This is a genomic window from Streptomyces sp. NPDC057616, from assembly GCF_042800575.1.
In the GTDB taxonomy this organism is placed as follows: Bacteria; Actinomycetota; Actinomycetes; order Streptomycetales; family Streptomycetaceae; genus Streptomyces.
The window spans coordinates 1-17,495 of record NZ_JBHVGU010000002.1 but is presented as its reverse complement, the minus strand read 5'-3'; the positions used below and the strand labels follow the sequence as shown (position 1 = coordinate 17,495).

The following is a 17,495-nucleotide window of genomic DNA, read 5'->3' as shown; positions in this document are numbered from 1 at the left end:
TCAGCTCCCCGTCGGCCGCACGAACAGCACCGCCGTGCGCACGAGGATGCAGATGTCCTGCCACAGCGACCAGTTGTCGATGTACGCGTTGTCGAAACGGCACCGGTCCTCGATGGAGGTGTCGCCGCGCAGCCCGTGGATCTGGGCGAGCCCGGTGATCCCGGTCCGCATCCGGTGCCGGTCCCGGTAGCCCGGATGAGTCTGGCTGAACACGGCGACGAAGTAGGGCCGTTCGGGCCTCGGTCCGACCAGGCTCATGTCGCCGCGGCACACGTTCCACAGCTGTGGCAGTTCGTCCAGCGAGGTGCGGCGCAGGAACTGGCAGAAGCGGCTCATCTCCTGCTCGTTCGCCACGCTCCAGCGGGTCGCGGCCTCATGCGCGCTGGCGGGCCGGTGGGTGCGGAACTTCAGCAGCGTGAAGGGCCGCCCGTCCTTGCCGATCCGTTCCTGCCGGAACACCACGCCCGGCCCGTCCATGACCCGCAGCACGACCGCGCACACCAGCAGCACCGGGCAGACGAGCAGCAGCAGCGTGCCCGACAGCACCAGGTCCAGCACCCGCTTGCCCAGGCCGCCGCGTCTTGGCCCACCGGCCGGCCACAGCAGCCGGCGCGAGAAGCCCGCCAGCTGCCCGGCGCTCTCCCGCCGCCCGCCGAAGCCGTACGACGGCGAACCGGCGTCCAGCTCCCACAGCACGCAGCCGTACGCGGCCAGATCCCGCAGCAGGGCGGCCCGTTCCACCCGGGTGGCGGCCCCCACGACCAGTACCGTCTCCACACCGTTCTGGATGACCGCGCGGTGCGTCTCCTGGTCCGTGGTGAGCACCGGCAGCTTGGGGCCCTCGGCCGGACCGGTGAGGACGTCCAGCGGATTGGTGACCAGACCCACCGGCCGTACGCCGCAGCCCGGTTGGCGCAGCAGCGCGGCCGCGACCGGCCGGGCCGCCGCGACCGGTCCGACGACCAGGGCGGGCTCGGGGCGGCGGCGCGCGGCCCGGCGTCCGTGGGCCGCACGGCCCGCGCAGGCCGCCGCGCAGTGCACGGCGAACGCGCCGGCCACCACGGCGAGCGGCACCGGCCGCAGCGGGGAGAACGCCGCCACCGCCGTCCAGCCGACGGCGATCCGCCCGCAGACGGCGGGCAGTTCGTCGAGCACACCGCGCACCAGGGCGGTGTCGTACAGACGGGCGTGCCGGTTCAGCGCCATCACGCCGGCAGCCAGCAGGGCGATGACCAAGGGGTACGCGAGGGCGCCGGGCACGACGAGCGCCCCCAGCAGCGCGGCGGCGAGGTCGACGAGGGGCAAGGACACCCGGGAGGCGCGTCGCGTACGGCGGCGGCTGCGTCCGGCGGGCAGTCGGCGTCCGGCCACGGGGCCGCGGGGCGCGAGGACGGAGACAGCGCGCTCCGCCGTCCGCGGCTGCTGCCCCGCAGGAGGGGGAACGGTACTTTCCGCAGTCATCAGGTGATGCACTTCCTGCTCTAGTTGGATACGACGGCCGGCGTGACGACGACGCCGGGCAAGGCGCGGTACACGTCGATCACTGCGTCCGTCGCGTGTCGTAGATCGTGGGCGGCGAGCACGTGCCGGCGTCCCTGTGCGCCCAGCGCCGCGCGCAGCGGCTCGTCCCGCAGCAGCGCCGTCGTCGCCCGCGCCAGCGCGCCGGGGTCCTCCGGCGCCACCAGGCAGTGCGGCACGAGCTCCCGCGGCAGGCTCTCGCACGCTCCGTCGACGTCCGTGACGACGACCGGCCGGGCGCAGGCCATGGCCTCCAGCGGGGCGAGGGCCATGCCCTCCCAGCGGGACGGCAGCACCACGACGTCGGCGGCGCGGTACCAGGGGGCGGCGTCGGCCGCGGCACCGGCGAAGGTCACCGATGCGGGCGCGGCGACGCGCAGCCGGTCCGCGTCGGGACCGTCGCCGACCAGCACCAGCCGCGCACCGGGCAGCCGCCGCACCACCTCGGGCCAGGCCCGGAGCAGGACGTCCTGCCCCTTCTGACGGCACAGCCGGCCCACGCACACGACGAGCGGCCCCGCCCCGGCCCCGGCGCGGTCCCCCTCCGGACAGAACCTGAGGGTGTCGACCCCGTTGGGGACCACCTCCCAGGCGGCGGCGATTCCGCACCGCTGCCCGGTGCGCCGCTCCGCCTCGCTCACACACAGCACGCGCGTTGCCCAGCGCGCACCCCACCGCTCCCAGGCCAGTGCCAGACGCGCGACGACACCGTCCGCGGCCTCGAACGACCAGGCGTGCGGCTGGAAGACGGTGGGGACACGGCCGCGTACGGCGAGCCGGGCCGCGAGCCCCGCCTTGGCGCTGTGCGCGTGCACCAGATGCGGCCGCACCGCGCGCAGAATCCCGGTCAACTGCCGTACCTCACCGGGCAGCCGGTGCCCCGGCGAACGGGTCGCGTCCCAGCGCAGCACCGTGCAGCCCTGTGCCCGCAGCGCGTCCGGCAGCGGGCCGCCCGCCGGACAGGCGACGGTCACGCGCAGCCCCGCGGCGAGCTGAGCCACCGCCAGGTCCGTCACGACCCGCGCGACTCCGCCCTCGACGGGCTGGGCGACATGCAGGACGTGAGGGACGCGTGGGGAATTACTCATGAGCGACGCTGCCCTTCCGAACAAAAGAGTCCGAGCCGGGGGCCAAGACGTGCGGCTCGTGTTCTTGATATAAAATCCCGCACCCGTTCGAGAGCGTGCGTTCCGTTGTTCAACCGGCATCGCTGAAATCACGAGGTGAGCCACTCTAGCCGCTCATGCGTATTTATCCGCGAACCCGCCAACTGTGTCGGAATGGTGGCGTTTCCATGGGCTATTTGTCATCTTCGGCCACCCGTTTGGAGCAGCCGCCGTCGCGGGTCCGTTCGTATGAGTTCCTCGAACTGCAGGCGACAGGGTTTCCAGGACGTCCGCCCCTCGTTAGGCGGGGAGAAGTGAGGCTTACAAAAGAAAGGCACACGATGAAGACTCTGAAGGCTGCCGCCGTCGTCGCAGGCTCCCTGGCCGTGGCCGGCGTCGCCGTGCCGGCTGTCGCGCTGGACATGCCGGCGCAGGGCCTGGTGGACAGCGGGAAGAGCGTCGCGACCGGCGTCCCCACGGCAGCCAAGGTGTCGACGAACTACGTGGGCAAGGACGTCGAGCAGGTGGCGCAGAACGTGAAGGAAGGCGTGAAGAGCAGCGTGAAGGGCGCCGGAGTGAAGACCCCCGTCGTCGGCGGCGCCCTGCCGCAGCCCGCCCTGCCGGGTTCCGTCGACGGGCAGCTGCTCGGCGGCCTTCCGCTCGGCAAGTAGCCGACGGCGGGCGGCACTTGCCGCCTCGCTGGTTCGGCGATCAGGGCCGGCTCCATTTCCGGGAGCCGGCCCTTCGGTATTTCCCGGGGGAGCGCAATGCGTGTGCGCTGGGCCAAACGAAGGACAGGCAGTGACCGGCGGCGGCGCGGTGTCGTTGTTCCCGTTGGAACAGCCCGGCGTGGACCGCATTGCGGAGCGCCGGCGGGAATGCCGTGGCGGACGGGCGCCTTTCCTCCTTGTTGGCCGCCCCGACCGAACGGCGAACCCGCCGGACTTCACCGGTCGCCTCCCGACCGCGGGGCCTGTCAGCGTCATATGCAGCAGACGCAGACAGGCCCCGCGGCCTTTTTCTGTGCGTAAGTCCTGGGCCAGGAAAAGCCGATGGCGGCCCACCGGAGAGTTCCGGCGGACCGCCATCGGGCGAAAGGCAGATCAGAGAAGCAGGCCACCCGCGTACGGGGAGTTCTGCGACTGGTCGACCTTGGCGGTGTTGCACGCGGCGTAGTGCGAGTTCGGGGCCAGGATGACACCCAGAACGGCACCGTTGGACCACGGAGCGATGCAGCGACCGTCGACGACCGTGCCGTTGACGACGGCGACACCCTGCTGGGGGGCGTTCACGACGACCGGCGACGACGAGAAGCCGTTGCCACCCGTGACGTCGGTGTTGTTGTCGCTGGCAGCGGCAGCCCCACCGGTCGCGAGGACGATGCCGGCGGCGATGGCGGAAATGGCCGTAACCTTGTTACGCATAAGATGCGCCTTTCGGTGGGCAGTTGGGGATTTCCGTGTTCCGAATGCTCGGAACAGGTCAGAGGAGCAGACCGCCCTTGTAGGCGGAGTTCTGCGACTGGTCGATGTCCGCCGTGTTGCAGGCGGCGTAGTGCGAGTTCGTGGCGAGGACGCCGCCGAGGACGGCGCCGTTGGACCACGGCGCTACGCAACGCAGGTCGGCAACCGTGCCGTTGACGACGGCGACACCCTGCTGGGGGGCGTTCACGACGACCGGGGACGACGAGAAGCCGCCACCACCCTTGACGGTGGTGCAGTTGTCGGCCGCAGCGGTGCCTGCCGCCGCGAGGACGACGCCCGCGGCGAGGGCGGAAATGGCCGTAACCTTGTTACGCATGAGTTGCGCCTTTCAGGGCTGAATGTGGGTGTTGCACCTGATCCGATGAGATCGGGCAGGGGTCAGAGGAGCAGGCCACCCACGTGGGGGGCGTTCTGCGACTGGTCGATGTCCGCCGTGTTGCAGGCGGCGTAGTGCGAGTTCGGGGCGAGGACGCCCGCGAGAACCGCACCGTTGGACCATGGCGCGATGCAACGGCCGTCGACGACCGTGCCGTTGACGACGAGAACACCCTGCTGCGGGGCGTTCACGACGACCGGGGACGACGAGAAACCGCCACCACCCTTGATTTCGGTGTTGTTGTCGTGAGCCGAAGCAACGCCGACGCTGCTGACCACAGCGCCGAGGGTGAGGGCAGTGATGACCGCGAACTTCCTGGGCAACTCAGTTCCTTCCTCAATTCACGGTTGCGCACGCTTGCATACCAGGAAACCTTGATTTGCGCGCATAAGTCACGGGAAGAGCGGCTAAACAGGTCTGATTCAATCGGATGGCGCAATGCCAGGTGCCCCGGCCGTGTCAACGGGGAATGCAGGGGGAATCCTTGCGGCCCATATGAACGACAATCCGAAAGGCGAGCGCGGCGGTCGCCGGGGAGAAAAGGACGGCTGCGCGGGGGAGGGCGTACGGACCGGGGGGCGACGCGTCTCCGGCCCACCGGAAGGGAGAGGGCCGGTGGGCCGGAGAGATGCTGCGTGGGTCCCGGCGGGTTCGCTCCGCCGAGTCCTGGGCGCGGTGTCGGTCTTGGGGTCACGGCCGCGAGAGCGTCGTGAAGCCGTGAGGGCTTTCGCCGGTGGTGCCGACTCCTACGGTCTGCGTGGTGTCACTTGCCGAGCAGGCTGCCGAGGCCGGCGGCCGTCGGTGCCTGCAGCGGGTGGACCTGGACGGCGCCCCGGCCGGCCGGGTTGTGCACGGGGATGGTGGGCTGCTTGGCGGCGTTCGGGTCCATGCCGTCCAGGTAGACGCCGGAGGCGCCGCCCGAGGGCTTCTCGTCGAACGCGCTGCCGTTGGTGATCTTGCCGTCACGGGCGATGCGCGTGACGACGTCGGCGGCCGGAACGACCGCCGGGGTGACCTTGGTCGGCGACATGACACCGAGCAGACCGGCCGAGGGGGCGGGCGCGGCAGCGGCGGAGGCCGCGGCGGCGGAGCCACCCACGAGACCGGCGCCGATGGCCAATGCAGCAGTGGTGAAAACTGCCTTCTTCATGATTCACCTCGGTTGAAAGTTACCTCTGATCCGACGGCTGGAGAACATAGCAGTCGATGCACTGCGCAAATCGACGCGTTACTCCATACGCATGAAAGTCGGGGGAGTGAAGAATGTTTTCCCGCGATGCGTTGCCGAGGGATTCACATCGTCGGTGAATCCATTGATCGTATGGTGCGCCGGATGTCGGCCACGCGGGTAGTCCGGGCGGAGGAATTCCAGGGGGTTCCGTTACTTCGGCGGAGCCGGCCGGCCGGCGGCCCTACCCTCGCGGCCATGACCGCCGACAGCAGCAAGCACACGCCGGCCGTGCCCTCCGCCGGTGCCGCCGGGCTCACCGGATCGGCCCTCGGGAAGTCGCTCGTCTGGTCGGAGGAGTTCGACATCCCGATCGCCTGGGGCGAGAGGTGGGTCGGCGACCGGACCAGTGCCTACCGGTACGCGAACCACAACCCGGACGACAACAAGCTCGACTGGCTCGACCCGGGCTGCGTGACCGTGTCGGGCAGCGTGGCCACCTTCACCGCCACCCCGGCGCACCACATCCTGGAGAACGGCCGGCGGGCCTGGCGCACCGGACTGCTCACCACCGAGTACTCCGACGAGGGCTTCCGGGTGCGCACCGGCGACTACGCGGAGGTCCGCGTCAAGCTGCCGTACCGGGCGGGCGCCTGGCCGGCGCTGTGGACCTGGAAGGACGGCGGGAACGAGGTCGACACCTTCGAGTACCACCCGGACAACCCGCACCTGCTCGAGCTGTGCAACCACGTCCACGACGCCTGCACGTATTACACCGACGCCGACGCGATCGTCCCCGACAGGTGGGTGACCGTCGGCAGCCACTACGGCGAGCGTTCCGTCGACTGGTACGTGGACGGCGAGCGGGTCTTCCGGGACGGCAAGGGCGTCGGCCACCGCTGGTCCGCGTACCTGATCCTCAACCTCTCGCTGTGCGCGGGCGAGTACCACCCGGCTCCCACCGGCACGAAGCCGGTCACCTTCGCCGTGGACCATCTGCGCGTGTACCGCTGAGGGGTTGGCGCGCGGGCCGTACCTCCAACGGGGTGTCAGCGGTTGCAGGCCACGACGGGCGATTTCACGGTGGGCTCAGGATCCGACGCATTCGAAAGGAACACCCATGCGTGGTCTGTCCGCACGGCGTATCGCGGCCACCGCCCTCTGCGCCACCCTTCTGGTCGGCATCACCGGCCCGGCCGCCGTCGCGGCCGACTCGGCCCGGGTAAGCACCCGTGCCGCGTCCCGGGGGGCACCCGTCCCCGGCGCGGACGCACTGCTCGCCCAGGTCAAGAGCCTCGGCGATCTGGGCAGTGTGCTCGCCCCGGTCTCCGCCCTGCTCGACGCGGTGCTGAAGGCCGACAACGGCCAACTCTCCGCCGACGAGGCGCAGAAGCTCGTCACCGCGGTGAAGGACGCCATCACCAAGATCACCACGCCGGCCTCGACCGTGCCCGGTGCCGCGACGGCGCCGGTCGCGCCACCGAACTCCACGGTGGCCTCGCCGGTGAAGCTGCCGTCCCTGTCGCAGCAGGGCGCCCACGGCAGGACCCCGGCACCCAAGGACCTCAAGGCCGACGCCCTCGCCGGTCTGCAGAAGGCGCTCGACACCCTGCTCGCGGCGGTGACCTCCGGCGACGCGAGCAAGGTCGTCCCGGCGGTGACCGGCGTGCTGACCGCCGTGGTCAACTTCCTCGCCGCGACGCTGCTCAACAGCGGACTGCCCGCGCCGAACCTGCCCGGTCTGCCCGCCCTGCCGTCGCTGCCGTTGCCGGTGGGGTGACGCTCCTGATGCGGCATCGCCGATCCAGTGATCAAATGAAGTGAAGTGAGTTCGTGCACTCCGCCGCCGGGCCGTCGTTCGTGACGGTCCGGCGGTGGGGTTTTCGGGGGGTGTTCGCGGGGAGTGTCTGCTGCCGCGGGGATCTCATATGTCTTCCGGGTGCGGGGTTTCCGGCCCGCACGGGACTCGTTGAGCGTGGCATCAGCTTTTCCCGAGGTGGCGTCAGGCGCCGCGAAAGGACCACGATGAGGCTCCTGAAGGACGGTGCGCGGTGACCTCCACCCCGAGCGAGACGCTTCCCTTCGATCTAGCCCAGCTCGGCACGCTCGTCCTGCTGCCCTGGAGCAGCGGGGCCGCCGACGGTGCCGACATGCCGTATCTGCTGGCCTACTCCCTCGGGGACGCCGCGGGCGGTCCCGGGACGACGGCCGCCGCGGTCGAGGCGCTGCTGGCGAGCAACGGGCTGACGGCCGGCGGCGCCCTCTTCGACGGCACCGCCGAAGGGACCGGCCTGGCCATCACGCTGCGCGTCGAGGGCGGCGAGGCCGTCGTCGACCTGCCGCAGCTGGGTGCCCGCTGCGCCGCTCCGCCCGCCTGGCTGACGGCCGTGGGCGAACGCGGCTACGCCTACCTCGTGTTCACCACCCGCCCCTGGCCCGAAGGCAGACCCGGTCAGCCGATCGACGCGGAGGTGCTGACCTCCTTCGTCACCGCCGAGCAGACCCTGCGGGCCGCCGCGCACGTCGTTCTGCCGGCGCAGGGCCCGCGCGCCTGATGCGGCGGGCCGGGAGCGGCCCCGCGCTCGCCGTGCTCCTGGTGCTCACCGGCGCGGCGGGGCTGCTGGCCTCCTGGGTCATCACCATCGACGAGTTCAAGCTGCTGAAGAACCCCGCCTTCGTGCCGGGCTGCAGCCTGAACCCGGTGGTGTCCTGCGGCAGCGTGATGAAGAGCGCCCAGGCCTCGGTCTTCGGGTTCCCCAACCCGATGCTGGGCCTGGTGGCCTACGCCGCCGTGATCTGCGTCGGCATGAGTCTGCTGGCCGGCGCGGAGTTCGCCGGGTGGTACTGGCTGACCTTCGGGGCGGGCTGCCTGTTCGGGATCGGGTTCGTGTCCTGGCTGCAGTTCCAGTCGCTGTACCGGATCAACGCGCTGTGCCTGTGGTGCTGTCTGGCCTGGGCCGCGACGATCCTGCTGTTCTGGTACGTGACGTCCTTCGTGGTGCGGGCCGGCTTCCTGCCCGCGCCGGGCCCGGTGAAGAACTTCCTGGCGGAGTTCACCTGGGTCCTGCCCGTGCTGCACATCGGCGTCGTCGGCATGCTGATCCTCACCCGCTGGTGGGACTTCTGGACGAGCTGACTCTCCGGAGTGCCAGGACAGGGCCGTTTGGCCGAATCGGTGGTGACGGTGCGGCCCGACCTGTGGTTAACCGCTGCGGACACGAGGATCTGTCCGAAGGAGTGAGCCATGACGGTCGGTGCTGACGACGGGGTGCGGACGGACGCGGAGCCGGAGCCGGGCGAGGGGGTGTACGACGGGCCCGAGCGGCGGACACGACGGGTGATAAGGCGGGGGCTGCTCGCCTGCGCCGCGGCCCTCGCGCTCGCCCCGCTCGTCGCGGCCTCGCGCGCCCCGCGGTCCGGGGCCGCTCACGCGGGCCACCGGGACACGGGGGAGCGGGCCTTCGACGAGGTGTACCGGGGCCGCCGTATCAAGGGAACGCCCGTGCCCGCCGGGGCGTGCGGGCCCGAGGGGTGTGCGTGGGAGGTCACCGTGGACGGCCATCCGCTGCATCTGATGCACCGTGCCGACGGCACCTGGCTGACCATGGTCGACCACTACAGCTCGTACCGGACCTCGCTGGAGGCGACCCGGGCGGCCGTGGACGAACTCGGGCCCGGGCGGCGGCTGCGCGATCTGGCGCCGGGACCGTTCGGCGAGCGGGACGGGCACATGGGAGGACACCATGGCGTACGTGCGTAAGAACGCCGCCAAGCTGACGCCCGACGAGCGGCGGCGGTTGGTCAACGCGCTGCTGGAGATCAAGTGGCGTGGCGAGTACGACGAGTTCGTACGGCTGCACATCGCGTTCTACACCGCCGACGGCGACAGGGGTCTGCGCGCGGCGCACATGGGCCCCTCCTTCCTGCCCTGGCACCGGCGCTTCCTGCTGGACCTGGAGCGGGCGCTGCAGCGGGTCGACCCGTCGGTGACGGTGCCGTACTGGGACTGGACGCGGGACCGTTCGGCCACGGCCACGCCCTGGACCGACGACCTGCTCGGCGGGAACGGGCGCAGCCCCGACCGCCAGGTCGTCAGCGGGCCCTTCGCCTATGCGCAGGGCTACTGGCCGATCAAGGAGGGCGTCACCGACGGCGCCTTCCTCACCAGGGACTTCGGGCGCCCCCGCAACCCCATCGAGCTGCCGACGAAGCAGGACCTGGACGCGGCGCTCGCCGACAAGGTCTACGACACCTCGCCCTGGGACTCCACCTGCACCAAGGGCTTCCGCAACAAGCTGGAGGGGTGGGGGACCGGCCAGGACCACGTCGCCTGGCGCAACCACAACCGCGTGCACCGCTGGGTGGGCGGCGCCATGCTCGGCGGGGCCTCCGTCAACGACCCCGTGTTCTGGCTGCACCACGCCTTCGTCGACCTGCAGTGGACGCGGTGGCAGCAGCGGCACCGCAAGAGCGCGCGCTATCTGCCGGCCTCGCCGCCCGGACCCGGCGACGACCAGCACGGGCGGATCGTCGCGCGGGACGAGCGCATGCCGCCGTGGGACGTGACGCCGCGCTCGATGGAGGACGTGAGCGGGATCTACCGGTACGCCTGACCGGCCGGACCGGGGAGGGTTGGGTCGGCCGGGCCGGGCCGCCGGGTCCGTTCAGCCCAGGCGCCGTACCGGTTCGCCGTCCAGGAACGCGCGGATGTCGTCCACCGCCTCGCGGTAGTACGTCTCGTAGTTCGAGCGCGACACGTAGCCGAGGTGCGGGGTGGCGAGCAGGCGGGGGGCCGTGCGCATCGGGTGGCCGGCGGGGAGCGGTTCCACGTCGAAGACGTCGACGCCCGCGCCGGCGATGCGGCCCTCGTGCAGGGCGGCGAGCAGGGCGTCCTGGTCGACGATCGCCGCGCGGGAGGTGTTGACCAGATAGGCCGTGGGCTTGAGGAGGGCGAGTTCGGCGGGGCCGAGCAGGCCGCGGGTGCGGTCGCTCAGGGCCAGGTGCACGGAGACGTAGTCGCTCTCCGCCAGCAACTCCTCCTTGGAGGCGGCGAGGTGGACGCCCACCTCGTCGGCGTACTCCTTGGTGAGGTTCTGGCTCCAGGCGCTGACGTGCATGCCGAAGGCGAGGCCCACGTGCGCGACCCGGCTGCCGATCTTGCCGAGGCCGAGCAGGCCGAGCCGGCGGCCGTGCAGGTCGGCACCGACCGTCTGCTGCCAAGGCCCGCCGGAGCGAACGGAGTTGGCCTCCTCGACGATCCCGCGGGCCAGGCCGAGGAGCAGGGCCCAGGTCAGTTCGACGGGCGGGGTCGAGGCGCTGGCCGTGCCGCAGACGGTGACGCCGAGGGCCTCGGCGGCGGCCTGGTCAATGACGCTGTTGCGCATGCCGGAGGCGACGAGGAGTCGGAGCCGGGGCAGGCGGGCGAACAGCGAGGCCGGGAAGGGGACCCGCTCGCGCAGGGTGACGACGATGTCGAACTCGGCGAGGGCGGCGGCGAGTTCGTCCTCGCCGGCGAAGTGTTCGGGGAAGCTGACGGTCTCCACCCGGTCCGCCACGGGCGACCAGTCGGCGATCCGGGTCGCGACCTGCTGGTAGTCGTCGAGCACAGCGCAGCGCAGTCGCACGGCGGGTCCCTTCGTCGGTGTCTCGGTGCAGGTCGTCATGGTCCCGCATGAGGGGTCCGGCGGCGGCGCCCGGTCAGACGGCGTGCTGCCGGGCCTTGGCCTGGACGTGGGCGGCGTAGCGGACGGTGAAGACCATCGGGACGACGAAGCCGGCCACCTGGATGAGGGTGGCGGCCGTCGAGTGGCCGTCGCCCGCGTGCGCCTCGAAGGCGAGCAGGGCGGCCGTCACGGCGAAGGCCGCGGTCCATACGGCGGTGATGATGACGTTGACGCGGACGAACGGCTTGAGTCCCCAGACCTCGGGCGGGGTGCTGCGCTTGGCGATGCCCAGCGTGAACGGCCTGCCGACGGCCAGCGAGACCCCGGCGATGACGGCCAGGGTGCCGGAGGAGAGGGCCGCGGAGTAGTCGTGCACGCCCGAGTGCGGGTCGGCGAAGGCGACCACGGCCAGGACGGCGAAGAAGGCGGCCGAGCCCAGCTCGATGATCAGGGCGTCGACTCCGGTACCCGCCCGCACCTGCTGGGCGATGACCGCGATCGCCACCACGAGGGCGGCGAGCGCGCCCCACTGCCAGCTGCCGGAGGGCGCCACGGCGAAGACGATCCAGGGGAGGAACGTGCGCAGGTAGGACATGGGGGCTCCGTCCGGTTCCGTTCGCTGGTTTCACTTGCGACATGTCAAAACTAGAAGGTCCTGTTGCGACATGTCAATGATGGAATATCGAGAGTAGGGTGGAGGCATGAGCCTTCGACACGCCCTGCTCGGACTGCTCTCCGAGCGCACCGCCAGCGGGTACGACCTGCTGAAACTGTTCGACACGTCGCTGGCCAACGTCTGGCCGGCGACGCAGAGCCAGATCTACACGGAGCTGACCAAGCTCGACGGCTCCGGTCTGATCACGGTCGCGGCGGAGGGGCCCCGGGGCCGCAAGGAGTACGCCATCACCGACGAGGGCATGGCCGAGCTCCGCCACTGGCTGACCGAGACCCGGCCGCAGCGCACCATCCGCAGCGACGTCCTGCTGCGGGTCTTCTTCCTCGGGGTGCTCACGCCCGGCCAGGCCCGCGGTTACCTCACCGAGCTGGAGGAGATGTCCGCGGCGGAGGGCGAGAGCCTGCGGCAGCTGTCGGAGACGGTGGACTGGGGCGACGACCAGCTCTCGGTCCACGGCAGGATCGCGCTGGAGTACGGGCTGCGGTTCAACGCCATGCGCCGGGAGTGGGCCCACTGGGCGGCCGCGCAGATCAAGTGAGCCTCGGCCTCTGTCCACAGGCGCCCGGACGCGCTCGTACGGGCACCTAGACTGAACCGGCGCGGTGCGGCGCACGGAACAGGGCGGGACGGGAGTAGGACAGTGGCGGCAGACACCGGTGGCTTCGAGGATCCCTCCGCCGAGGTGCTCACGGAGGCGGCCGCCGCCTTCGGGCTGCTGGCGTCCTCGGCCCGGCTGCACATCGTGTGGGCGCTGGCGCAGGGCGAGAGCGACGTCACGCATCTCGCGGACCGGGTCGGCGGCGCGCTGCCCGCGGTCAGTCAGCACCTGGCGAAGCTGAAGCTCGCCGGGCTGGTGCGCTCCCGCCGCGAGGGCCGGCGCCAGATCTACTTCGTGGACGACCCCGACGTCGTGACCGTGGTCCGGGTGATGGTGGGGCAGCTGTCGGCGCGGGCCGAGGGGGCCTCCGCGTCCGTGCACAGGCTGCGCGGGACCGGTGGCTGACAGCGCGGCGCCCTCGGAGCCCGCCGACGCCGCATCCGGCGGCCGGCGCTTCGAAGCGGTGGGGGAGCCCGGCCCGGCGACCCTGCTCCAGACACTGCGGCAGCTCGGCAGCGGCCCCCGCGGCCTGACCGAGGCGCAGGCGGCGCAGCGGCAGGCCCGTGTCGGCCCCAATGTGCTGCCGGGGCGCCGGGAGTCCTCCTGGCCGAGGGCGCTGGGGCGGAGTCTGCGCGACCCGTTCACCGCCGTGCTGCTCTGCCTCGGCCTGGTCTCGGCGGCCGTCGCCTCCTGGGGCACCGCCTGCGTGATCCTCCTGCTGGTCGCGGTGAGCTGCGCGCTGCGGGCGTCCGGGGAGCACCGGGCCGACCGGTCCATGGCCGGGCTGCGCCGCCTGGTCGCCACCACCGCGACCGTCCTGCGCCGGGACGGCGAGGACCTGCCGCCGGATGTGCGGGAGATCCCCGTGGACGAGCTGGTGCCCGGGGACGTGATCCGGCTCGGCCCGGGCGACCTGGTCCCGGCCGACGTACGGCTGCTGCGCGCCCGGGGACTGACCGTGCATCAGGCGCCGCTCACGGGCGAGTCGGCGCCTGTGGCCAAGGACGCCGACGAGGCGGCGACCACGGCCGGCGGCGGTGGGTTCGACCGGCCGCAGCTGTGCTTCCAGGGCAGCAGCGTGGCCTCCGGGAGCGCCACGGCGGTGGTCGTGGCGACCGGTGCGCGTACCCGGTTCGCCGCCGCGCACAGCGGTGACGAGGACCGGCGGGAGGCCAGCGCCTTCGACCGGTCCGTGCACGGTATCTCCTGGATCCTCATCCGGTTCATGCTGCTGACCCCGCCCCTGGTCCTGATGGCGGGCGCCGCCCTGCGCGACCGCGGCCCGGAGACGCTGCCGTTCGCCGTCGCGGTCGCCGTCGGGCTGACGCCGGAGATGCTGCCCGTCATCGTCACCCTGTGCCTGGCGCGCGGGGCCTCGCTGCTCGCGCGGCAGCACGGCGTGATCGTCAAACGGCTGCCCGCCCTGCACGACCTCGGCGCCGCCGATGTGCTGTGCCTCGACAAGACCGGCACCCTCACCCAGGACCGGCCGGTCCTGCACCGCGCCCTCGGCCCCGGCGGACGGGACGACCCCGAGGTGCTGCGCTGGGCCGCGGTCAACGCCTGGTGGACCCTCCAGCTCGCCGACCTGCCCGCACCGGACGCCCTCGACGACGCGGTGCTCGACGCCGCCGACGAGGAGGACGTCATGGCGTACGACGGCGTGGCGGCCCTGCCCTTCGATTCGCCGCGGCGCCTTGCCACCGCCGTGGTCCGCACGCCGGGCCGGCCGGGCGTGCACACCCTGGTCGTCAAGGGTGCCGCGGAAGCCGTGCTGGAGCGCTGCGTCCTGGCGGACGAGGAGCGTGCGGAGCTGCTCGCGCTCGCCGCGCGGCACGCGGACGAGGGGCTGCGGGTCCTCGCGGTCGCCACCGCCGAGCGCTCCGCACGCACGCGTGACTACACGCCGGCCGACGAACGGGGCCTGGAACTCCGGGGGTTCGTCACCTTCAGGGACGCGCTCGCCCCGACCGCCGCCACCGCACTGCGCGTGCTCGCGGGACGGGGCGTCTGCGTCAGGGTCGTCACCGGCGACCACCCGGGCACGGCGGTGCGCGCCTGCCGGGACCTGGGCATCGACGTGCCGCCGGACGGCGTCCTGACCGGCGAGCGCGTCGACGACCTGACCGATGCCGAGCTAGCCGAGGCCGCCGCCGGGACCGTCGTCTTCGCCCGCTGCGCCCCCGAGCACAAGGCCCGTGTCGTCACCGCGCTGCGCGCGAGCGGGCACACGGTCGGCCATCTCGGCGACGGGGTCAACGACCTGCCCGCGCTGCGCGCCGCCGACGTCGGCATCGCACCACGCGACGCCGTGGACGTCGCCCGCGAGAGCGCCGACCTGGTCCTCGCCGAGAAGGACCTCACCGCGATCGACCACGGCATCGCGGCCGGACGGTACGCGGGCGGCAACATCGCCACCTACCTGCGCATCACCCTGTCCTCGAACCTCGGCAACGTCATCGCGATGCTCGCGGCCGGCCTCCTGCTGCCCTTCCTGCCGATGCTCCCGGCGCAGGTGCTGGCGCAGAACCTCTGCTTCGACGCCGCCCAGCTCGCCTTCGCCCACGACCGGCCGCACCCCTCGGTGCTGCGCCGCCCGACCGTGCTGCGCCCGCGCCAACTGCTGCGCTTCATCACCGGCTTCGGCGTCCTGAACGCGGTCGCCGACCTCGCCACCTTCGGGGTGCTGGCGTTCGCGCTGAGCGGGTTCGAGGGGCTGGCGGACGCCTCGGCCTTCCACTCCGGCTGGTTCACCGAGAACCTGCTGACCCAGGCGCTGGTGATGGTCCTCCTGCGCGCCGGGCGGCGGAGCGCGACCGGCGGGCGGCCGGGGCCGATCGGCTGGGCGGCGGGCGCGCTGGCCACCGTAGGGCTGCTGGTGCCGGTGTCGCCGCTGGGATCGCTGCTCGGGCTGTCGCCGCTGCCGCTCCTGTACTACCTGCTGCTGGCGGCCGTACTCGCGCTGTACGCGGTGGGGTTGGTGGCGGTCCGGGCGCGGCAGGAGCGGGGGATGGCGGAACGGGCGCGGCAGGAGCGGAAGATGGCGGAACGGGAGCCGTCCGGGCGGAGCGTGTAGGACCGCGCAGCGCGATCCGTGCAGGACCGCGCCGGGCGGGACGCGGAGCCATTGGTTGTACAGTTGCGCAATGTAGCAACCATCAACCGTGGGAGAGGGGTGGGCGGGATGCTCCGCAACGGACTGGAACCGTGGCACCTGCTGATCGTGGCGATCGTCATCATCTTGCTGTTCGGATCGAAGAAGCTGCCCGAGGCCGCCCGCGGTCTGGGCAAGTCGATGCGCATCCTCAAGAGCGAGGCGAAGGCGATGAAGGACGACGAGGGTGCCGTCCACTCCGTGCCCGGGGACGGTGCGGCCCAGTGAGCCGCGGCACCCTTCTGTAACCGCGTTGTCGCAGCGTGTGCGTGTGGTGTAAACCACCTGCGCGCTCAGGCACAGTTGCTATATTGCGCAATCATCCAATCCGTGGGGTGCGCCCTGACGTGCGGGGCGGTGTCCTGCTCCCGGCCGTCGCGCCGGCGGTTGGCGTCGGCCAGAGCAGAGGGAGTGGGACGTGAGCGACCCCTGGGGCGAAGGCCGCGGCCGTGCCGCCACCCGTGCCCGCTCGGCGGCGCGCGACCGGTCCGGCGGCCGCGACCGCTCGGCGCCCGTGCCGCACCAGCGTCACGCGGGCGACGACGGAGCGCACCGGTCCTCGCACGGAGGCCGCGCGGCCGCCCGGCAGGCGGCGCACGGCCGGGGGCGCCGAGCGAACCGGCGGGCCAGGCCCGTCGCCCGGCGCCGAAGGATCGCACGCATAGCCCTGTTCACGGTGTCCGCGCTGATCCTGGTCACCGCGGGTGCGGGCGCGTGGCTGTACGAGCACCTGAACGGCAACATCAACAGCGTCTCGCTCGACGGCAAGGGCGGCCAGGAGAAGGCGGACGCCTTCGGCCGGACCCCGATCAACATCCTGGTGATCGGCTCGGACGGCCGGAACAACGCCGCCGACTGCAAGCTGGGCGGCGGCTGCGGCTCGGCGAGTTCGACCGCCGGGCACAACGCGGACGTGGAGATGGTGGTGCACGTCTCCGCCGACCGCTCCAACGCCACCGTGATGAGCATCCCGCGCGACACCATGACCGATGTCCCCGCCTGCAAGGACCCGGACACCGGCCAGTCGACGTCCGGCTTCCACGGGCAGATCAACAGCGCGCTCCAGTACGGCGCGGCCTGCCAGGTCGACACCGTCCACCAGCTCACCGGCATCACCATCGACCACTTCGTGATGCTCGACTTCTCCGGCGTGGTGAAGATGTCCGACGCCGTGGGCGGGGTGTCGGTGTGCGTCAGCGACAACGTCTACGACACCTACTCGCACCTCAAGCTCGCCAAGGGCTCGCACACCCTCAAGGGCCAGGCGGCGCTCGAGTTCGTCCGCTCCCGGCACGGCTTCGGCGACGGCAGCGACCTGGGCCGCACGGTCTCCCAGCACCTCTTCCTGGGCGCCATGATCCGCAAGTTCAAGAGCGCGGGCACGCTGGCCAACCCGGCCAAGGTCTACTCGCTCGCCGACGCCGCCACCAAGGCGCTGACCGTGGACACCGGTCTCGGCAGCGTGAGCAAGCTCGTCGACCTGGCGACCGACCTGAACAAGGTGCCGTCGAAACGGATGACGTTCACGACGATGCAGACGGCGGCCGACCCGACCAACGCCGACCGCGTCGTGCCCGCGGCCGCCGCCAAGTCGCTGTTCGCGACGATCGCCGACGACCAGTCCCTGACGTCGAGCAGCGGCAAGAAGAAGGCCGCGAAGTCCGCGTCCCCGTCGCCGGCGGCCACCGTGCCGGCCTCCGAGGTCGCCGTGGAGGTCGAGAACGGCACCACCACCGCCGGACGCGCCTCGGT

The 17,495-nt window shown here is 71.9% G+C and carries 20 protein-coding genes; 12 read left to right on the top strand and 8 right to left on the bottom strand.

The window, feature by feature from the left end; translation table 11 throughout:
* Both ACFU97_RS01930 and ACFU97_RS01925 read right to left on the bottom strand, forming a co-directional pair.
* A complete protein-coding gene (locus ACFU97_RS01930) occupies positions 1-1,461 on the bottom strand; it encodes an exopolysaccharide biosynthesis polyprenyl glycosylphosphotransferase (RefSeq protein WP_384249553.1) in 1,461 nt (486 codons plus the stop codon).
* Positions 1,462-1,481: 20 nt separating this feature from the next.
* A complete protein-coding gene (locus ACFU97_RS01925) occupies positions 1,482-2,606 on the bottom strand; it encodes a glycosyltransferase (RefSeq protein ID WP_384249550.1) in 1,125 nt (374 codons plus the stop codon).
* 359 nt (positions 2,607-2,965) lie between these two features.
* On the opposite strand from ACFU97_RS01925, the gene ACFU97_RS01920 reads away from it, so the two are divergent.
* A complete protein-coding gene (locus ACFU97_RS01920) occupies positions 2,966-3,295 on the top strand; it encodes a hypothetical protein (protein WP_384249548.1) in 330 nt (109 codons plus the stop codon).
* 432 nt (positions 3,296-3,727) lie between these two features.
* Here ACFU97_RS01920 and ACFU97_RS01915 read toward each other — a convergent pair whose 3' ends face one another.
* The 4 genes from ACFU97_RS01915 to ACFU97_RS01900 form a co-directional block, all read right to left on the bottom strand.
* Positions 3,728-4,048, bottom strand: a complete 321-nt coding sequence (locus ACFU97_RS01915) for a hypothetical protein (RefSeq protein ID WP_384249545.1) — start codon at positions 4,046-4,048, stop codon at positions 3,728-3,730.
* A gap of 58 nt (positions 4,049-4,106) precedes the next feature.
* Positions 4,107-4,424, bottom strand: coding sequence for a hypothetical protein (locus ACFU97_RS01910; protein WP_384249542.1), 318 nt, complete (start codon positions 4,422-4,424; stop codon positions 4,107-4,109).
* Between the two features lie 62 nt (positions 4,425-4,486).
* Positions 4,487-4,807, bottom strand: coding sequence for a hypothetical protein (locus tag ACFU97_RS01905; RefSeq protein ID WP_384249540.1), 321 nt, complete (start codon positions 4,805-4,807; stop codon positions 4,487-4,489).
* Positions 4,808-5,247: 440 nt separating this feature from the next.
* Positions 5,248-5,634: a hypothetical protein gene (locus tag ACFU97_RS01900; RefSeq protein ID WP_384249538.1), complete on the bottom strand. Its 387-nt coding sequence runs from the start codon at positions 5,632-5,634 to the stop codon at positions 5,248-5,250.
* A 276-nt stretch (positions 5,635-5,910) separates the two neighbouring features.
* Here ACFU97_RS01900 and ACFU97_RS01895 point away from each other — a divergent pair, with 276 nt between their 5' ends.
* The 6 genes from ACFU97_RS01895 to ACFU97_RS01870 all read left to right on the top strand — a co-directional run bounded on the left by ACFU97_RS01895 (position 5,911) and on the right by ACFU97_RS01870 (position 10,265).
* Positions 5,911-6,666 carry a beta-glucanase gene (locus tag ACFU97_RS01895; RefSeq protein ID WP_384249536.1) on the top strand — a complete coding sequence of 252 codons (756 nt, stop codon included), beginning with the start codon at positions 5,911-5,913 and terminating at the stop codon, positions 6,664-6,666.
* A 106-nt stretch (positions 6,667-6,772) separates the two neighbouring features.
* A complete protein-coding gene (locus ACFU97_RS01890) occupies positions 6,773-7,432 on the top strand; it encodes a hypothetical protein (RefSeq protein WP_384249533.1) in 660 nt (219 codons plus the stop codon).
* 271 nt (positions 7,433-7,703) lie between these two features.
* The gene (locus ACFU97_RS01885; protein ID WP_384249530.1) at positions 7,704-8,207 is read left to right on the top strand and encodes a DUF5949 family protein; all 504 of its coding nucleotides are present in this window, start codon (positions 7,704-7,706) and stop codon (positions 8,205-8,207) included.
* Positions 8,207-8,788: a vitamin K epoxide reductase family protein gene (locus tag ACFU97_RS01880; protein WP_384249527.1), complete on the top strand. Its 582-nt coding sequence runs from the start codon at positions 8,207-8,209 to the stop codon at positions 8,786-8,788. The genes ACFU97_RS01885 and ACFU97_RS01880 overlap by 1 nt, the downstream gene beginning before the upstream one ends.
* 108 nt (positions 8,789-8,896) lie before the next feature.
* Positions 8,897-9,412, top strand: coding sequence for a tyrosinase family oxidase copper chaperone (locus tag ACFU97_RS01875; protein WP_384249524.1), 516 nt, complete (start codon positions 8,897-8,899; stop codon positions 9,410-9,412).
* On the top strand, positions 9,396-10,265 hold the full coding sequence (locus ACFU97_RS01870; protein WP_384249521.1) for a tyrosinase family protein: 870 nt from the start codon (positions 9,396-9,398) through the stop codon (positions 10,263-10,265). The genes ACFU97_RS01875 and ACFU97_RS01870 overlap by 17 nt, the downstream gene beginning before the upstream one ends.
* Positions 10,266-10,316: 51 nt before the next feature.
* Here ACFU97_RS01870 and ACFU97_RS01865 read toward each other — a convergent pair whose 3' ends face one another.
* Positions 10,317-11,276: a D-2-hydroxyacid dehydrogenase family protein gene (locus tag ACFU97_RS01865; RefSeq protein ID WP_384250282.1), complete on the bottom strand. Its 960-nt coding sequence runs from the start codon at positions 11,274-11,276 to the stop codon at positions 10,317-10,319.
* A 73-nt stretch (positions 11,277-11,349) separates the two neighbouring features.
* Positions 11,350-11,910: a hypothetical protein gene (locus tag ACFU97_RS01860; RefSeq protein WP_384249518.1), complete on the bottom strand. Its 561-nt coding sequence runs from the start codon at positions 11,908-11,910 to the stop codon at positions 11,350-11,352.
* Positions 11,911-12,016: 106 nt separating this feature from the next.
* Here ACFU97_RS01860 and ACFU97_RS01855 point away from each other — a divergent pair, with 106 nt between their 5' ends.
* The 5 genes from ACFU97_RS01855 to ACFU97_RS01835 all read left to right on the top strand — a co-directional run.
* Positions 12,017-12,529, top strand: coding sequence for a PadR family transcriptional regulator (locus ACFU97_RS01855; RefSeq protein WP_384249516.1), 513 nt, complete (start codon positions 12,017-12,019; stop codon positions 12,527-12,529).
* Between the two features lie 102 nt (positions 12,530-12,631).
* Positions 12,632-12,994 carry an ArsR/SmtB family transcription factor gene (locus ACFU97_RS01850; RefSeq protein WP_384249513.1) on the top strand — a complete coding sequence of 121 codons (363 nt, stop codon included), beginning with the start codon at positions 12,632-12,634 and terminating at the stop codon, positions 12,992-12,994.
* On the top strand, positions 12,987-15,665 hold the full coding sequence (gene mgtA / locus ACFU97_RS01845; protein WP_384249511.1) for a magnesium-translocating P-type ATPase: 2,679 nt from the start codon (positions 12,987-12,989) through the stop codon (positions 15,663-15,665). The genes ACFU97_RS01850 and mgtA overlap by 8 nt, the downstream gene beginning before the upstream one ends.
* A gap of 108 nt (positions 15,666-15,773) precedes the next feature.
* Positions 15,774-15,971: a Sec-independent protein translocase subunit TatA gene (gene tatA / locus ACFU97_RS01840; RefSeq protein ID WP_384249508.1), complete on the top strand. Its 198-nt coding sequence runs from the start codon at positions 15,774-15,776 to the stop codon at positions 15,969-15,971.
* Positions 15,972-16,419: 448 nt separating this feature from the next.
* The coding region (locus tag ACFU97_RS01835) for an LCP family protein (protein ID WP_384250280.1) at positions 16,420-17,495 on the top strand (1,076 nt) is incomplete at its 3' end.